The sequence below is a fragment of the Mesorhizobium sp. M4A.F.Ca.ET.050.02.1.1 genome (assembly GCF_003997725.1).
Classification (GTDB): domain Bacteria; phylum Pseudomonadota; class Alphaproteobacteria; order Rhizobiales; family Rhizobiaceae; genus Mesorhizobium.
Map to the genome: position 1 here is coordinate 1 of NZ_RZSG01000063.1, position 15359 is coordinate 15359.

At 64.6% G+C, this 15359-nt stretch carries 12 protein-coding genes and 1 pseudogene; 10 read left to right on the forward strand and 3 right to left on the reverse strand.

What is annotated here, in order from left to right; all coding sequences use genetic code 11:
• Nucleotides 1-57: 57 nt before the first annotated feature.
• The 3 genes from EOA33_RS07620 to EOA33_RS07630 all read right to left on the reverse strand — a co-directional run bounded on the left by EOA33_RS07620 (nt 58) and on the right by EOA33_RS07630 (nt 3633).
• A complete protein-coding gene (locus EOA33_RS07620; RefSeq protein WP_127405360.1) occupies nt 58-1881 on the reverse strand; it encodes a TRAP transporter large permease subunit in 1824 nt (607 codons plus the stop codon).
• The gene (locus tag EOA33_RS07625) at nt 1878-2483 is read right to left on the reverse strand and encodes a TRAP transporter small permease subunit (protein WP_126056997.1); all 606 of its coding nucleotides are present in this window, start codon (nt 2481-2483) and stop codon (nt 1878-1880) included. The genes EOA33_RS07620 and EOA33_RS07625 overlap by 4 nt, the downstream gene beginning before the upstream one ends.
• A 244-nt stretch (nt 2484-2727) precedes the next feature.
• Entirely contained in the window at nt 2728-3633 is a 906-nt protein-coding gene (locus tag EOA33_RS07630) for a branched-chain amino acid ABC transporter permease (protein ID WP_126056998.1), read from the reverse strand.
• A 152-nt stretch (nt 3634-3785) separates the two neighbouring features.
• On the opposite strand from EOA33_RS07630, the gene EOA33_RS07635 reads away from it, so the two are divergent.
• From EOA33_RS07635 to EOA33_RS07680, 10 genes and pseudogenes are all read left to right on the forward strand, one after another.
• Nucleotides 3786-4394: a CGNR zinc finger domain-containing protein gene (locus EOA33_RS07635; RefSeq protein WP_126056999.1), complete on the forward strand. Its 609-nt coding sequence runs from the start codon at nt 3786-3788 to the stop codon at nt 4392-4394.
• Entirely contained in the window at nt 4387-4917 is a 531-nt protein-coding gene (locus EOA33_RS07640; RefSeq protein ID WP_190234223.1) for a hypothetical protein, read from the forward strand. Before EOA33_RS07635 ends, EOA33_RS07640 begins: the two co-directional genes overlap by 8 nt.
• A gap of 196 nt (nt 4918-5113) precedes the next feature.
• A pseudogene (locus EOA33_RS07645) lies at nt 5114-8596 on the forward strand (indolepyruvate ferredoxin oxidoreductase family protein); the annotation flags it as partial.
• Between the two features lie 92 nt (nt 8597-8688).
• Nucleotides 8689-11004 carry an EAL domain-containing protein gene (locus tag EOA33_RS07650; protein ID WP_126057001.1) on the forward strand — a complete coding sequence of 772 codons (2316 nt, stop codon included), beginning with the start codon at nt 8689-8691 and terminating at the stop codon, nt 11002-11004.
• Nucleotides 11005-11237: 233 nt separating this feature from the next.
• Entirely contained in the window at nt 11238-11924 is a 687-nt protein-coding gene (locus tag EOA33_RS07655; RefSeq protein WP_245482268.1) for an acyl-homoserine-lactone synthase, read from the forward strand.
• A 171-nt stretch (nt 11925-12095) separates the two neighbouring features.
• Entirely contained in the window at nt 12096-12245 is a 150-nt protein-coding gene (locus tag EOA33_RS07660; RefSeq protein WP_126057002.1) for a DUF3096 domain-containing protein, read from the forward strand.
• A gap of 130 nt (nt 12246-12375) precedes the next feature.
• Nucleotides 12376-12600, forward strand: coding sequence for an aa3-type cytochrome c oxidase subunit IV (locus EOA33_RS07665; protein ID WP_126057003.1), 225 nt, complete (start codon nt 12376-12378; stop codon nt 12598-12600).
• A gap of 85 nt (nt 12601-12685) precedes the next feature.
• Complete coding sequence (locus EOA33_RS07670; RefSeq protein ID WP_127405362.1) at nt 12686-13960, forward strand: Re/Si-specific NAD(P)(+) transhydrogenase subunit alpha; 1275 nt, start codon at nt 12686-12688, stop codon at nt 13958-13960.
• Nucleotides 13960-14379 (forward strand): proton-translocating transhydrogenase family protein, encoded by a 420-nt coding sequence (locus tag EOA33_RS07675; RefSeq protein WP_126057005.1) that lies wholly within the window; start codon nt 13960-13962, stop codon nt 14377-14379. The genes EOA33_RS07670 and EOA33_RS07675 overlap by 1 nt, the downstream gene beginning before the upstream one ends.
• A 1-nt stretch (nt 14380) precedes the next feature.
• The coding region (locus EOA33_RS07680; RefSeq protein WP_145989087.1) for an NAD(P)(+) transhydrogenase (Re/Si-specific) subunit beta at nt 14381-15359 on the forward strand (979 nt) is incomplete at its 3' end.

A 15359-nucleotide genomic window follows, 5' to 3' on the forward strand; every position in this document is an offset into this window, starting at 1 on the left:
GTCGACAAGCCGTCGGCCTCGAGGCGAACCGCTTTCACAACCGTCGAGCCTCCCACATCAATTGAAGTTCGGCGGCTGCGACAGGTCAGGCGACGGCGCCGCCGGCTTGGCGGGCAGCGGGTCGCCGAAGCTCGGTGGCTGGGACAGGTCGGTGGCCGGCGCCGCCGGTGCCGCGCCGCCATTGGCCGGCGCCGCCGGTGCCGCGCCGCCATTGGCCGGCGCCCCGGCGCCATCCGCCGGCGGCGTGCCGAGCGGCGACAGACCCGGCAGTTCCGGCACCTTGAGCTCGATGGTGCCGGGATCGACCACGGCGCCCTTGTAGTGCATCACCATTTGCGGGAAAGCGATGGTGAGCCCGATCATGATCACCTGGATGCCGACAAAGGGCACCGCGCCCCAATAGATCTGGCCGGTGGTGACCGGCGCGATCTGCTTGCCGGTGATGCGGTCGAGATAGGGCACGCGGGCGGCGACCGAGCGCAGGTAGAACAGCGCGAAGCCGAAGGGCGGATGCATGAAGGAAGTCTGCATGTTGACGCCGAGCAGCACGCCGAACCAGATCAGGTCGATGCCGAGCTTGTCGGCGGCGGGCGCGAGCAGCGGCACGATGATGAAGGCGAGCTCGAAGAAATCAAGGAAGAAGGCCAGCACGAAGACCAGCGCGTTGACGCCGATCAGGAAGCCGACCTCGCCGCCGGGCAGCGAGATCAAGAGATGCTCGACCCATTTTTGACCGTTGACGCCGTAGAAGGTCAGCGAGAAGACGCGCGCGCCGATCAGGATGAACAGCACGAAGGAGGACAGCCTGGTCGTCGAGGCCAGCGCCTGCTTGATGACGTCCAGCGACAGCCGCCCCTTTGCCGCCGCCATGATCAATGCGCCGACGGAGCCCATGGCACCGCCTTCGGTCGGGGTGGCGATGCCGAGGAAGATGGTGCCGAGCACCAGGAAGATCAGCGCCAACGGCGGGATCAGCACGATGATCACCTGCTGCGCCAGCCGGGACATCATGTTGATGTTCAGGCCCTTGTCGGCAATCGCCACGATATAGATCAGGATCACGCCGACGCAGGCGCCGAGAATGTCGGCATTGTCGCCATGTGCCGGCGCCAGATAGCGGTAGGCCGCGTAGGACAAAGCGACCGCAACCGCCAGCGCCACGATCAGCGACACCACGCCATGACCGAGCGTGCGGGCTTCGAGCGGCAGGGCCGGCATGGATTTCGGCCGGACGATCGACATGATCAGGATGTAAAGCATGTAGATGCCGGTAAGCACGAGGCCCGGGATCAGCGCGCCGGCATACATGTCGCCGACCGAGCGTCCCAACTGGTCGGCGAGCACGATCAGCACCAGCGACGGCGGGATGATCTGCGCCAGCGTGCCGGAAGCGGCGATGACGCCGGAGGCGACGCGACGGTCGTAGCCATAGCGCAGCATGATTGGCAGGGAGATCAGGCCCATGGCAATGACGGAAGCCGCCACGACACCGGTGGTGGCGGCAAGCAGCGCGCCGACGAAGATGACGGCATAGGCAAGGCCGCCGCGGATCGGCCCGAACAATTGGCCGATCGTATCGAGCAGGTCTTCCGCCATGCCGGATCGTTCCAGCACGATACCCATGAAGGTGAAAAACGGTATCGCCAGCAGCGTGTCGTTCGACATCACCCGGTTGCCGTAGAAGTTTTCCGGCAGTGCATACAGAAGTGGCCAGTCGAGTGTTATCGCCCCGCCCGAATGAGACGACAGCAATACGCCGATGCCGAAAAACAGCAGCCCGTTGGCGGCGAGCGAGAAGGCGACGGGGTAACCGATCAAAAGGAAGATGATCAGCGAGGCGAACATGATCGGCGCCATGTTCTGGGCGATGAACTCGATCATGGGCGCACCTCGCCGGCGAGCGCCTTGGCTTCTTCGGCGAGTGCTTTTGCCTCCAGCTCGGCCTGCTCATGCGCCGATATGAAGGGATTGGGATCGTCCATGTCGCCGCGCATGATGGCGATCTTCTTGATGATCTCGGAGATGCCCTGCAGCGCCAGCAGGAAGAAGCCGGCGAGCAGGATGGCCTTGGCCGGCCAGACGATCAGGCCGCCGGCATTGGTCGACATTTCGCCGCTGCGGAAGGACAGCGACACATAGGGCACGAAATAGATCACCATCAGGGTGACGAACGGCATCAGGAACAGCGTGTGGCCGAGCAGGTCGATCCAGTGCTGCACGCGGCGCGAGAACATGCCGTAGACGATGTCGATGCGGATATGGTCGTTCTGCTTCAGCGTGTAGGCGGCGGCCAGCATGAAGGCGGCGCCGAACAGGTACCATTGCAGTTCCAGCCAAGCATTGGAGGAGATATCGAACACCTTGCGGACGACGGCGTTGCCGGCGCTGACCAGGATCGCCAGCAGGATCAGCCACGACACCCATCTGCCGATGAACTCATTCACACGGTCGATCGTTCTGGATAGAGCGAGCAGCCCTGCCATGCATTCCTCCCTCCAAGCATCGGCTCGAAAATCGGTGTCGATTTTCGGAAAGCAAGATGCGTAATTCAAAATGTCGGAGGCGCGCCGGCTCCCCTAATTTTCCGTCGCGCCGCAGTGGCCCAACGGTATGCCGTGCGTGGCGCGGCGGGTCAACATGGCAGAGACGCGGTCAACACGGTTGTGAGGCGGGGACGCCGATAATCCGCCGGCAAACGGGGAACAATGCAACCAAAGTCTGATAGGGTCAGGCGATCTTCTGCTGATCTCGGCCGGCACCGATCAGCACCAGCATGGCGACGAGGAACAGATACATCCAGGCATCGCGCCATTCGAGCGGGAAATAGCCGGCCCACAGCGATTCGGCCATGCCGAAGGCGGCGGCGCCAAGGGCGGCGCGCGGCGGCGAGAGGTAGCCGCCGACCGCCGTCACAAACAGGACCTTCAAGCCGTAGACCAGCCCGGTCCCGAAGCTGATGTTGCCGTAGTAGATGCCGGCAAGCACACCGGCGAGCGCGGCGCAGAAGCCGCCGAACAGCACTGCGTGGCGAAACACCGCGCGCACGTCGACGCCGCACATCGCCGCCGCCTTGGGGTCGTCGGAGACGGCGCGCCAGCGCCGGCCGAAGCTCGAGCGGGCAAAGGCCCAGGCAGCAAGGATGATGGCCGCCAGCACGGCGGCGCAGTCGAGCAATTGGATCAGCGTCAGCGTCGCCTTGAAGCCGTCGTGCTCGGCGAAGATCACCGGCACGGCCAGCATCGGCGGCAGCCAGAGATCGTGGGTGTCGGCGGCGATGCGGCTGGCCTCTGACAGGAACAGCAATATGCCCAGCGTCGTCACCACTATGGCGTTGGGCGAACGGTCGGCCAGCGGTTCGAAGACGCTGCGCGACAGGACATGGCTGATCAGCGCCGCGTAGAGGAAGGCCGCCAGCACGCCGAGCGCGACGGCGGCGTAGAGCGTCAGCCACAGCGCCTGATAGCCGAAGGCGGCGGTCAGGATCATGGCGTGGCCGCAAAAGGCGAACACGGCGCCATAGGCCAGGTTGGTGCGATGCAGGATGCCATTGGTCAGCACATAGCCGAAGGCGAGAAGCGCATAGAGCGCGCCCGAATGCAGCCCGTTCAGAATCTGCTGGAAGAAATAGAGCATGCACAAACCTCGGAGCATGTCGCCCAAAAGTGCTTGGCGGTTTTGGGGCGACGACATGCTCGAAACAGAGGCCGCGGCAACTCGCGACCTGTGCGGAAGGTTGCATTCGGAATCTAACTTGTCAAACGCGATTTATCGGTTAGATTTCTGGCATGACGGTATCCTGGACCCCGCACCGCTTCACCGGCGGCATTCTGGCGCTCGACACCGCGAACACCGTCGTGCTGCGCAACGACCCGGAAAAGACCTTCGACCGTTTCGACAATCCGGCGGAGATCGCGCGCTTCGCCGAGGCGGCGAGCTGTTTCCGCGCCAGCGAGCTTGGCGGCCGAAGGCTGGAGGCGCCGGCACCGGCGGCGATCGCGCCGGTGGTGCTGTCGATCCGCGAGACGACCGACCGCCTGTTCCGCAACGCCGTGGCCAAGGGCACTATCGCCACCGGCGACCTGCCCGGTTTCCTGGCAGCCTGCGCCGACGGCCTGGCGGAGGGCCGTACCGAAATCGGCGGGCCGGGCCGGCCGTTCGGCGATCCGGCGACGCCGATCGCCTTCGAGGCGGCGCTGGCCGTCTCGGCGCTGTCGCTGCTGCGCGGCGATACGGTGGCGAGGCTCAGGATCTGTCCCAACTGCAGCTGGCTGTTCGTCGACCGCAGCCGCAATTCCAGCCGCCTCTGGTGCGACATGGCAGTGTGCGGCAACCGGCAGAAGGCAAACCGCTATTACCGCCGCCGCACGGCGGCCAGGGAGGCTACCAATGTTTAGGAAAAATTCGCGCTCGATGGTTTTCGGCGCCGCGCTGCTGGCGGTGGCGGCGCTTGGCGCCTGCCGTGATTCCGGCAAGGAGCAGTTGTTCGCCATTTCCGGCAAGCTGTTCGAGTTCAATTACCGGCTGGGCATCGCCGCCTATGTCGTCACCCTCAATCCGCTCCGGCCGATGGGAGAAGGCCAGGTCGCGGTGGTCAGCTTCCAGAACCCGGCCGGGGGCGATCCGATCATCGTCAACCAGAAGATCTGGCCAAAGCTGCCGCATATAACGCTGACCAGCCCGCCACTCACCTGCGTGGTCAAGGACAAGCCCTACTCAATCTCGATCCGCATCGAGGACGCCAATGGCACGCTGCTGCAAAGCTTCGAGACGACGCTGACCTCGTCGATGGATCAGTCGGTGCTGCCCGACCGCCCGTTGGTGGTCGGCCCGGTCTACGAGCTCAACAAGGACATGGTCGGTCATGTCGACGGCAAGCTGCCGGGCGAGCCGAAGCCCGACTGCTCGAAGGCTACCTGACGTTCAGGTCGCTGGAATTTTCGTGCCCGGCTGAACCGCCCTAAGTGCCGTCGCATGCGTCAACGGCCGCCGATTGGACTGTCTGTTGCGCGTCGTCTGGCACCTGCGATTTCGTTTGACCTCTCCGGCAAGGGGAGAAAGAGTGCGGCGTCCCACTCCGACGTAGGCTGCGCGATTCCGTGCGCCTCCGCGAAGGAAATGCCTGATGACGCTGCATGACGTCGCGCTCGACGACAAGTTCGACCTTGGCAAGGAGCGCATCTTCCTTTCCGGCGCGCAGGCCGTCATCCGCATGCTCCTTATGCAGCGCGAGCGCGATCGCCGCGCGGGCCTGAATACCGCCGGCTTCGTCTCCGGCTATCGCGGATCGCCGCTCGGCGGTCTCGACATGCAGCTGTGGAGAGCCAAGAAGCAGCTGGCGCAGTCCGACATCGTCTTCCAGCCCGGCCTCAACGAAGAGCTGGCCGCCACCGCCTGCTGGGGCACCCAGCAGGCCGAATTGCTGGGCGAAGGCACGCATGACGGCGTCTTTTCGGTCTGGTACGGCAAGGGGCCGGGCGTCGATCGCTCCGGCGACGTGTTCCGCCACGCCAATCTCGCCGGCTCGTCGAAGCATGGCGGCGTGCTTGCCCTGATGGGCGACGACCATATGGCCGAATCGTCGACCAACGCGCATGCTACCGAATTCCTGTTCGTCGACACCATGGTGCCGATCCTCAACCCGGCCGGCGTGCAGGAGATCATCGACTACGGGCTCTACGGCTTTGCCATGTCGCGCTTCGCCGGCACCTGGGCGGCGATCAAATGCGTCAAGGACAACATCGAATCGACCGCTTCCGTCGATGCCTCGCTCGAGCGGCTCAAGATCGTCGTGCCGCCCTTCGACATGCCGCCCGGCGGCCTCAATATCCGCCACGAGATCGACATGCTCGGCCAGGAGGAGCGGCTGCACGAGTACAAGCGCAACGCCGCATCCGCCTTCATCCACGCCAACGGGCTGAACCGCATCGTCTATTCGGGCGGACGCAACCCGAAGCTCGGCGTCATCACCATCGGCAAGAGCTACCTCGACGTGCGCCAGGCGCTGGAGGATATCGGCATCGACGAGGCTGCCGCCAACCGCATCGGCATCCGCCTGTTCAAGGTCGGCTGCCCGTGGCCGCTCGACCTGCAGCATGTCGCCGACTTCGCCCGCGGCCTCGACACCATCGTCGTCGTCGAGGAGAAGCGCTCGCTGATCGAGGTGCAGCTGCGCGAAAACCTCTACCGCACCGCCAGCCAGCCGGTCATCGTCGGCAAAAAGGACGAGCGCGGCGACTGGCTGTTCCCGGCCAAGGGCGCGCTCGACCCGAACGAGATCGCTATCGCGCTGGGAGAGCGGATCCTGCGCACCATCGGTCCGTCGGAGGAGATCGCGGCGCGGGTGGCGAAACTGGGCCAGTTCCAGGCCATGCTCGCCGACACCGTCGACATCGGCTCGCGCACGCCCTTCTTCTGCTCCGGCTGCCCGCACAATTCCTCGACCAAGGTGCCGGACGGGTCGCTGGCCGCCGCCGGCATCGGCTGCCATTTCATGGCGCTGTGGATGGACAGGAACACCGTCGGCTTCACGGCGATGGGTGGCGAAGGCGCTCAGTGGGTCGGCCAGGCGCCGTTCTCGAAACGCGGCCACATCTTCCAGAATCTCGGCGACGGCACCTACAATCACTCCGGCGCGCTGGCGATCCGCTTCGCGCTGTCGAGCGATGCCAACATCACCTACAAGATCCTCTACAACGACGCCGTCGCCATGACCGGCGGCCAGCCGCATGAGGGCGGGCTGACCGTCGACATGATCGCCAGGCAGGTGCGGGCCGAAGGCGTCGAGCGCATCGCCATCGTCACCGACGAGCCGGACAAATACGCGGGGAAGGCCGACTTCCCGGCTGGCGCGACCATCCATCACCGCGACGACCTCGACCTCGTCCAGCGCGAATTGCGCGGGGTCAAGGGCATCTCCGTGCTCCTCTACGACCAGACCTGCGCCGCCGAGAAGCGCCGCCGCCGCAAGCGCGGCACCTTCCCCGACCCCGACAAACGCGTCTTCATCAACGAGCTGGTCTGCGAGGGGTGCGGCGATTGCGGCGTGCAATCCAACTGCGTGTCGATCCAGCCGGTCGAGACCGAATTCGGCCGCAAGCGGCGCATCGACCAGTCGAGCTGCAACAAGGATTTCTCCTGCGTCAACGGCTTCTGCCCGTCCTTCGTTACCGTGCACGGCGCCAAGATCAGGAAGGCCGAAGGCATCGCCGGCAGGACCGACCCGCTCGACGGCGTGCCCGCACCGGCCGAGTTTTCGCTCGGCGCGCAGGGCTGGGCCGGGATCATCGACGGCGTCGGCGGCACTGGCGTCGTCACCATCGGCGCGGTGCTCGGCATGGCGGCGCATCTCGAAGGCAAGGGCTGCGGCATGATCGACATGGCCGGCCTTGCCCAGAAGGGCGGCTCGGTGTTCACCCATGTGCGCATCGCGCGCACGCCGGACGAAATCCACGCCATCCGCGTTTCGGCCGGCAAAGCCGACCTGGTGCTCGGCTGCGACCTCGTCGTATCCGGCGCGCAGAAGGTGCTGGCCGCTGTGCGCGAGAACCACACCATCTTCCTTGCCAACACCGCCGAGATCATGCCCGGCGAATTCACCCGTTCGGCCGATTTCTCGCTGCCCGTCGAGCGGCTGAAAAAGGCGATCCGCACTGCTGCCGGCGACGGCAAGGCGCATTTCTTCGATGCCACCCGGACCGCCACCCAATTGTTCGGCAATTCGCTCGGCGCCAACATGTTCATGCTCGGCTTCGCCTTCCAGCATGGCGGGCTGCCGCTGTCGGCCGAGGCGGTCGAGAAGGCTATTGAGCTGAATGGCGAGGCGGTTGCTATGAACGTCGCCGCGTTTCGCTGGGGCCGTCGCGCCGCGCATCAGCCGGATTTCGTGCGCGGCCTCGTTAGCCAGCCGGGCAAGGCGGCCATCGCGCCCGCCGAGACGCTGGACGAGATCATCGCCCGTCGCGTCATTTTCCTGACCGGCTACCAGAACGCAGCCTACGGCAAGCGCTATGCCGAGAGGCTCGCCACGCTGCGCTCTGCGGAGGCCAAGGCGGTGCCGGGCTCGACGGTGGTGACCGAAGCTGCCGCCCGCAACCTGTTCAAGCTGATGGCGATCAAGGACGAATACGAGGTGGCGCGCCTCTATACCGATGGTTCCTTCGCGGCCGAGCTGTCCAAGCAGTTCCAGAGCTACGAGAAATTGGAATTCCATCTGGCGCCGCCGATCCTCGGCCGGCGCGGCAATGACGGCAAACCGAAAAAGTCGAGCTTCGGGCCGTGGATGCTGAAAGGGTTGCGCTTGCTCTCGGCGCTGAAAGGCCTGCGCGGCACGGCTTTCGACCTCTTCAGCCTTACCGCCGAGCGGCGCAGGGAGCGGCAGCTTCTGGCGCAATACGAAGCCGATCTGGAGTTGATCGCGTCAGCACTTTCGCCTGGCGGGATCGAGGCGGCCGCAGCGCTTGCCTCGGTGCCGGCACTGATCCGCGGCTACGGCCATGTCCGGCAGGCCAGCGCCGAAAAGGCCGCCGGCGAGCGTTCGAGACTGGTAGAACGCCTTGTGAAAGCGACGGAAAGGCCCGAACTCCAGGCCGCCGAATGACCCGAGAAGCGCCCGAAAATCAGGCGTTTCAGCCCAGGCTAAAGGTTTTTTAATGGGACTATGGCAAGGCTGGGGCTCAATGGGCGCCAGTAATGGGCAGAACAAAAACCGATAACATCCCCGTGGATGTTTATATCCAGTTTGTGCGCTCGTTGTTCGACAACGCGCACATGCTGGTCATCGGCGCGAGCTGCCACGCCATCGTCAGCCTCATGGTCTACTGGCGCAACGGCCAGTCGGTTTTTCTCATCCTTGCCGCGGCGCTGCTTGGTATCGGCGTTTGGCGTTACTTCAGCCTGCGGCGCTTCCATCGCTCGGGCGGCGAGATCCGCGACGCCGCGGATGCGACGCGGTGGGAGCGCGAATATATACTGAAAGGCAGCCTGCAGGGGCTGCTGCTGGGGCTCTTTTGCTTCATTTCCATCTACGTCTACTCGGATTCCTATGCCGAGATCGGAGCGCTTGCCATAACGCTCGGCTCGCTGGTGACAGTCGTTGGCCGGAACTACGGCTCGCCGCGCATGGTCATGATCTTCGCGGTGACCTTCGTCGGACCGATCGCCGCAGCCCTCATCCTCAGGGTCGACATCCCCTATGTCGTGCTCGGGCTGCTAATCATCCCCTTCATGTTCATCATCAAGGGCAGCGCCGACCACGTCCGCAACGTGCTGTTCTCGGCCGTCGTCGGACACAAGCAGGCGCGGCAGCTGGCGCAGCGCTTCAACCGGGCCCTCAACACCATGTCGCATGGCCTGGTCATGCTTGGCCCCGACGGCAAGGTGGTGGTTGGCAACGCCGAAGCCGCCCATCTGATGTCGCTCAAATCGCCGGACCAACTGCTCGGGCGTTCGATCCATTCGCTGCTCATGCGCGGCGTTGCCGGCGGCATGCTGGCGCCGAAGGACTGCCGCTATGTCGAGGCACAGCTGACGCGCGCGCTGCGCGAGGGACGCGACCGCAAGGTTCTGGTGTCGTTCTCCAATGGCCAGCACTTCGAATTCTCGGCGCGCGAGGGCAGCCAGGACCTTGGCGTCATCACCTTCGAGGACGTCACCGCGCGTGTCGAGGCGGAGGAGAAAATCCGCTTCATGGCGCGCTACGACAACCTTACTGGCCTGCCTAACCGCGCCTATTTCCACGAGCTGGTCGGGGAACTGATGGCCTCCGGCGACCGGGATCGCCTGTGCGGCCTGGCGGTGGTCGACCTCGACGATTTCAAGAGCGTCAACGACACGCTCGGCCATCCCGTCGGCGACGGCCTGATCTATGCCGTCGCGGAACGTCTGGCGGCCATTGCCGGGCAAGGCATCACCGTAAGCCGTTTCGGCGGTGACGAATTCATGATCTTCTTCGACCGCATAGAGGACGAAAGCCACCTGAGCGGCCTACTCGACCTGATCTTCGCCGACCTGCAGGGCGAGGTCGACGTCGCCGGTCACGGGCTGCGCATCCAGGCCAGCGCCGGCGCGGTGCTGTCCAAGGTCGAGGACACCGACGTCGACGCCATGATCGTCAAGGCCGACCTAGCGCTCTACAAGGCCAAGGAACTCGGCAAGAACAACTGGCGGCTGTTCGAAGCATCGATGGACGCCGCCTTCCGTAACCGCCAGCTGATGAAGGCGGACCTGCGCAGCGCCGTGGAAAGCAAGGGGTTGCGCGTGGTCTATCAGCCGATCGTATCGATGAGCACTATGCGCATCGCCAGCTGCGAGGCCCTGTGCCGCTGGGACCATCCCGATCTCGGGCCGATTTCGCCCAGCATCTTCATCCCGCTGGCCGAGGAGATGGGCATCATCTCCGAGATCAGCACCTTCGTGCTGCAAGCGGCCTGCGCCGAATGCGCCAAATGGCCGGACCAGACCAGCGTCTCGGTCAACCTCTCCGCCAAGGATTTCCGTAACCACGACGTCATCCAGAAGGTCCGCGATGCGCTGGCCGCATCCGGGCTCGCGGCCGGCCGCCTCGAGATCGAGGTCACCGAGACCGCGCTGCTCGACGACAAGTCGCTGACGCGCCAGTACATCGAGGAGCTGAAGCAACTCGGCGTACGCATCGCGCTCGACGATTTCGGCACCGGCTATTCCAGCCTGAGTTATCTCCACAAGCTGCCGCTCGACAAGATCAAGATCGACCGTTCGTTCCTGATGGACGTCACCCAGAACCCGCGTTCGCTCGACCTCTTGAAGGGGGTCGTCGACCTGACCCGGATCCTCGGCCTTACCGTCACGGTCGAAGGCGTAGAGACCTTCGAGCAGCTCAAGATCCTGCTGCACTCGGTGAAGCCTGACCTGGTCCAGGGCTTCCTCTTCGGCGCCGCGCTGAGCGCGTCGGGCATTGAGACCATGTCCAACGTGACCTGGCCTTTCGCCGCCGAATTGCGGCCCGCCGCGAAGCTCGCCGCCACCTGAATATCCGTCAAAAAACCCCGTTTGCCCGCCCTTGGGGTTTAACCATTTGTTAACGTTAATTTAGAGTAAACGAAAAAGCTCGGAATTTCGCTTCTGGTTCCTTCACCTGTTCGCTATTGTCCTTTTGCGGTGGCACGAGGGCAAAAAAAGTGGAAGCTCAGTTAGTGGGTACGCCCCTGGCGGCGTCTAAAGCCAGGGGTCAGCATCGTCCCTCGGTGTTTTCAGATCACATCATGGAAGTTCTGGATCACATCGAATATCGCCTTTGCGACGGTGCCGAAGACCTTGAGGCGATCTATCGGCTTCGGTACAATTCCTACCTTCATGCAGGCATGGTGAAGTCCGATGCTTCCCGCATGGTGAAGGACAGGTTCGACGATCTTCCGAATTCCTATCGCTTTGGCGTGTTCTTCGATGGCGCACTCGTCAGCACCATCAGAATTCACTACGCCAACGCGAAGTATCCTGTCTCCCCCAGCACCGACGTGTTCGGCGATGTGCTGGCCCGGCGCCTGGCGGCCGGCGAAACCTTCGTCGATCCGAGCCGGTTCGCCGCCGATCTCGAGTGGTCGAGCAGCCTGCGCGTGCTGCCCTATGTGACGCTGAGGCTTGCGGTCGTTGCCTGCAGCCATTTCAAGCCGACCTTTTGCCTGACGGCCATCAAGGAAGAGCATTCCGCCTTCTATCATCGCATCTTCCGATCCGAGCAGGCGGTGCCTCCGCGGAACTATCCGGGACTTACCGTCCCCGTGCATCTGTTCCAGTCGAAGTGCTCCGACAACATGCAGGCGACGCTGGACCGCTTCCCGTTCTTCAATTCCACGACGTTCGAACAGCGCATGCTTTTCCAGCGCCCCAAGCGGGGCGAGTTGGCGCCGCTGACCATCCTGCCCACCGCCAAATACTTCGAAGCGGCCTGAGCCTCGCAGCTTTTTCTCGGCTGTTGCCGTACCGAAGCCCGCGACATTTTGTTGGACGACATGCGTCGGCCGGAGCCTTCCGGGCGCGCCCGCGTTGTAAGGAGCGACAGGCACCGCCTGCAGATTGTATCGCCTGGAGCGGCGATCACCACTTTTGGAAAGGACCCCGACATGACCATTTCCGCGCTTACGCTGACCCCGTTGATCTCGCTGATCGCCGGCGTGCTGATCCTGGTCATGCCCAGGCTGCTGAACTACATCGTCGCGCTCTATCTGATCATCGCCGGCCTGCTCGGATTGTTCCCGCATCTCGCCGGCTGACGGGCCTGCCAAGCCGCCGCCTTCAACTTTCCTTTGAGGCTGTTGTGCCGGGCGATGCGGCAATAGCGCCATTGCTCTGCGTCCAGCTTTTCGCTATGTGCCTCCAAGATGTCTTCGAAGGGGTATTCCTATGGCTGATCACACGCCGACCGGTCCTGTCGAACTGGGCGCGAAGATGGACTATGCCGAGCATGACCGCACCTATGCGGGCTTCCTGGCGCTGGCCAAATACGGTTCGCTCTTTTGCCTCGCCGTGATGATTTCGATGGCTTTCGGCTTCTTCGTGGGCGGCTTCTTCTCGGCGGTCATCCTCTGGGCCGTGATCCTGGCCGCCGGCTTCTTCATTCTCCGGTAGACTTTCCAAACCCTTTGCCTCGGACGTCGCCGGAGGCCCCGGCCGGCGTCCCGCGCAGACAGGTTCCAGCCGAAAGGATCATGCGGTGGGGCAGACGGTTTTCATCCCTCGTGAGCTTGACGCGAACGAGCCGCGCGTTGCTGTCTCGCCGGACACGGTGAAGCGACTGGCCGGCCTCGGCTTCGAGGTGGTGGTCGAAAAAGGCGCGGGCACCGGCTCGCGCATCCCCGACGAGGAATTCGCCAAGGCGGGCGCCGCGATCGGCAAGGCCGCCGATGCCTCGAAGGCCGATGTCGTGCTCAAGGTGCGCCGACCGACGGACGCCGAGCTCAAGGGCTACAAGCAAGGTGCCGCCGTCATCGCCATCATGGATCCCTACGGCAACGACGCGGCCGTCGCCGCCATGGCCGAGGCCGGCATCACCGCTTTCTCGATGGAGTTCATGCCGCGCATCACCCGCGCGCAGGTGATGGATGTGCTGTCCTCGCAGGCCAATCTCGCCGGCTACCAGGCGGTGATCGATGCGGCTGCCGAATATGACCGGGCGCTGCCGATGATGATGACGGCGGCCGGCACCGTGCCGGCGGCCAAGGCCTTCATCATGGGCGTCGGCGTCGCCGGCCTGCAGGCCATCGCCACCGCGCGCCGGCTTGGCGCCGTGGTCACCGCCACCGACGTGCGTCCGGCGGTGAAGGAGCAGGTGCAGTCGCTCGGCGCGAAATTCCTGGCCGTCGAGGACGAGGAGTTCAAGGCGGCCGAGACGGCGGGCGGCTATGCCAAGGAAATGTCGAAGGAATACCAGGCCAAGCAGGCGGCACTGACCGCCGAGCACATCGCCAAGCAGGATATCGTCATCACCACGGCGCTGATTCCCGGACGTCCGGCGCCGAAGCTGGTGTCGGCGGCGATGGTCGCCTCGATGAAGCCGGGCTCGGTGATCGTCGACCTTGCGGTCGAGCGCGGCGGCAATGTCGAGGGCGCGCAAGCCGGCAAGGTCGTGACCACGGCCAATGGCGTCAAGATTGTCGGCCATCTCAACGTGCCGGGCCGCGTCGCTGCGTCGGCCTCCCTGCTCTATGCCAAAAACCTGTTCGCATTCCTCGAGACGCTGGTCGACAAGGAGAGCAAGTCGCTTGCCATCAAGCGCGACGACGAACTGGTCAAGGCGACCATGCTGACCGATGCTGGCCAAGTGGTGCACCCCAACTTCGCCAAGGCCGACCAGCAGCCGCGCGTTGAACCGGCGGCAATCCCGGCGACGACCATGGCCGCCGACGCCGCGCCGAAAGCCGCGCCCAAAAAGGCGGCTGACAAGAAAAGCACAAGCAAGCCCGCTGCCAAGTCGAAGGGGATCGCGTGATGGACGCCTTGCAGAAAGCCCTCGACCAGCTCGATCAGGCAACCGCCGCGGTCAGGCTCGCGGTGCACGATCTGGCCACCGCCCCAGCCGCCGAGGCAGCGGGCGACGCCGCTCATGCGCTCTCCGGCGGCGCCATCGACCCCTTCGTCTTCCGCTTCGCCATCTTCGTGCTGGCGATCTTCGTCGGCTACTACGTCGTCTGGTCGGTCACGCCGGCCCTGCACACGCCGCTGATGGCCGTCACCAACGCCATCTCGTCGGTCATCGTCGTCGGCGCGCTGCTTGCCGTCGGCATCTCGGCCTCCGGCCTTGCAACCGGCTTCGGCTTCGTCGCGCTGATGCTGGTTTCCGTCAACATCTTCGGCGGCTTCCTCGTCACCCAGCGCATGCTGGCCATGTACAAGAAGAAGGACAAGTGACGTGAACGCCAACTTCGCTTCGTTCCTTTATCTTGTCTCGGGCATCCTGTTCATCCTGGCGCTGCGCGGCCTGTCGCACCCGACCACCAGCCGCCAGGGCAACCTCTACGGCATGATCGGCATGGGCATCGCCATCGCCACGACGCTGGCGCTGGCGGTGCCGTCGGCCGGCGGCTTCGGCCTGATCGTGCTGGGGCTCGCCATCGGCGGTGGCGTCGGTGCGGTCACCGCGCGCCGCATCGCCATGACCTCGATGCCGCAGCTGGTCGCCGCCTTCCACTCGCTTGTCGGCCTCGCCGCCGTGATGGTGGCGGCCGCCGCCATCTACGCGCCGGAAAGCTTCGGCATCGGCACGGTCGCCGACATCCATGCCCAGGCGCTGATTGAGATGAGCCTCGGCGTCGCCATCGGCGCCATCACCTTCACCGGCTCGGTCATCGCCTTCCTGAAGCTCGACGGCCGCATGTCGGGCAAGCCGATCATGATCGGCGGCCGCCATCTCATCAACATCGCGCTCGGCATCGCCCTGGTCGTGCTGATCGTGCTGCTCGTCACCACCGAGTCCAAGCTGGTCTTCTGGCTGATCGTCGCCGCCTCGCTGGTGCTCGGCGTGCTCTTGATCATCCCGATCGGCGGCGCCGACATGCCGGTGGTGGTGTCGATGCTGAATTCCTATTCGGGCTGGGCTGCGGCGGCGCTCGGCTTCACGCTTGGCAACCTGGCGCTGATCATCACCGGCGCGCTGGTCGGCTCGTCGGGCGCGATCCTGTCCTACATCATGTGCAAGGGCATGAACCGCTCGTTCATCTCGGTCATCCTCGGCGGCTTCGGCGGCGAGACGGCGGCGGCGGCCGACGACGGCATCGAGCGCACCGTCAAGCAGGGTTCAGCCGACGATGCCGCCTATCTGATGATGAACGCGCAGAAGGTCATCATCGTGCCCGGTTACGGCATGGCGGTCGCGCAGGCGCAGCACGCGC

Bases quoted from the DNA above. Each gene is read 5' to 3' on its own strand.
- EOA33_RS07675 (WP_126057005.1), top strand. From the start codon at position 13,960: ATGGACGCCTTGCAGAAAGCCCTCGACCAGCTCGATCAGGCAACCGCC.
- EOA33_RS07635 (WP_126056999.1), top strand. From the start codon at position 3,786: ATGACGGTATCCTGGACCCCGCACCGCTTCACCGGCGGCATTCTGGCG.
- EOA33_RS07655 (WP_245482268.1), top strand. From the start codon at position 11,238: ATGGAAGTTCTGGATCACATCGAATATCGCCTTTGCGACGGTGCCGAA.
- EOA33_RS07640 (WP_190234223.1), top strand. From the start codon at position 4,387: ATGTTTAGGAAAAATTCGCGCTCGATGGTTTTCGGCGCCGCGCTGCTG.
- EOA33_RS07650 (WP_126057001.1), top strand. From the start codon at position 8,689: ATGGGCAGAACAAAAACCGATAACATCCCCGTGGATGTTTATATCCAG.
- EOA33_RS07660 (WP_126057002.1), top strand. From the start codon at position 12,096: ATGACCATTTCCGCGCTTACGCTGACCCCGTTGATCTCGCTGATCGCC.
- EOA33_RS07665 (WP_126057003.1), top strand. From the start codon at position 12,376: ATGGCTGATCACACGCCGACCGGTCCTGTCGAACTGGGCGCGAAGATG.
- EOA33_RS07625 (WP_126056997.1), bottom strand. From the start codon at position 2,483: ATGGCAGGGCTGCTCGCTCTATCCAGAACGATCGACCGTGTGAATGAG.
- EOA33_RS07630 (WP_126056998.1), bottom strand. From the start codon at position 3,633: ATGCTCTATTTCTTCCAGCAGATTCTGAACGGGCTGCATTCGGGCGCG.
- EOA33_RS07620 (WP_127405360.1), bottom strand. From the start codon at position 1,881: ATGATCGAGTTCATCGCCCAGAACATGGCGCCGATCATGTTCGCCTCG.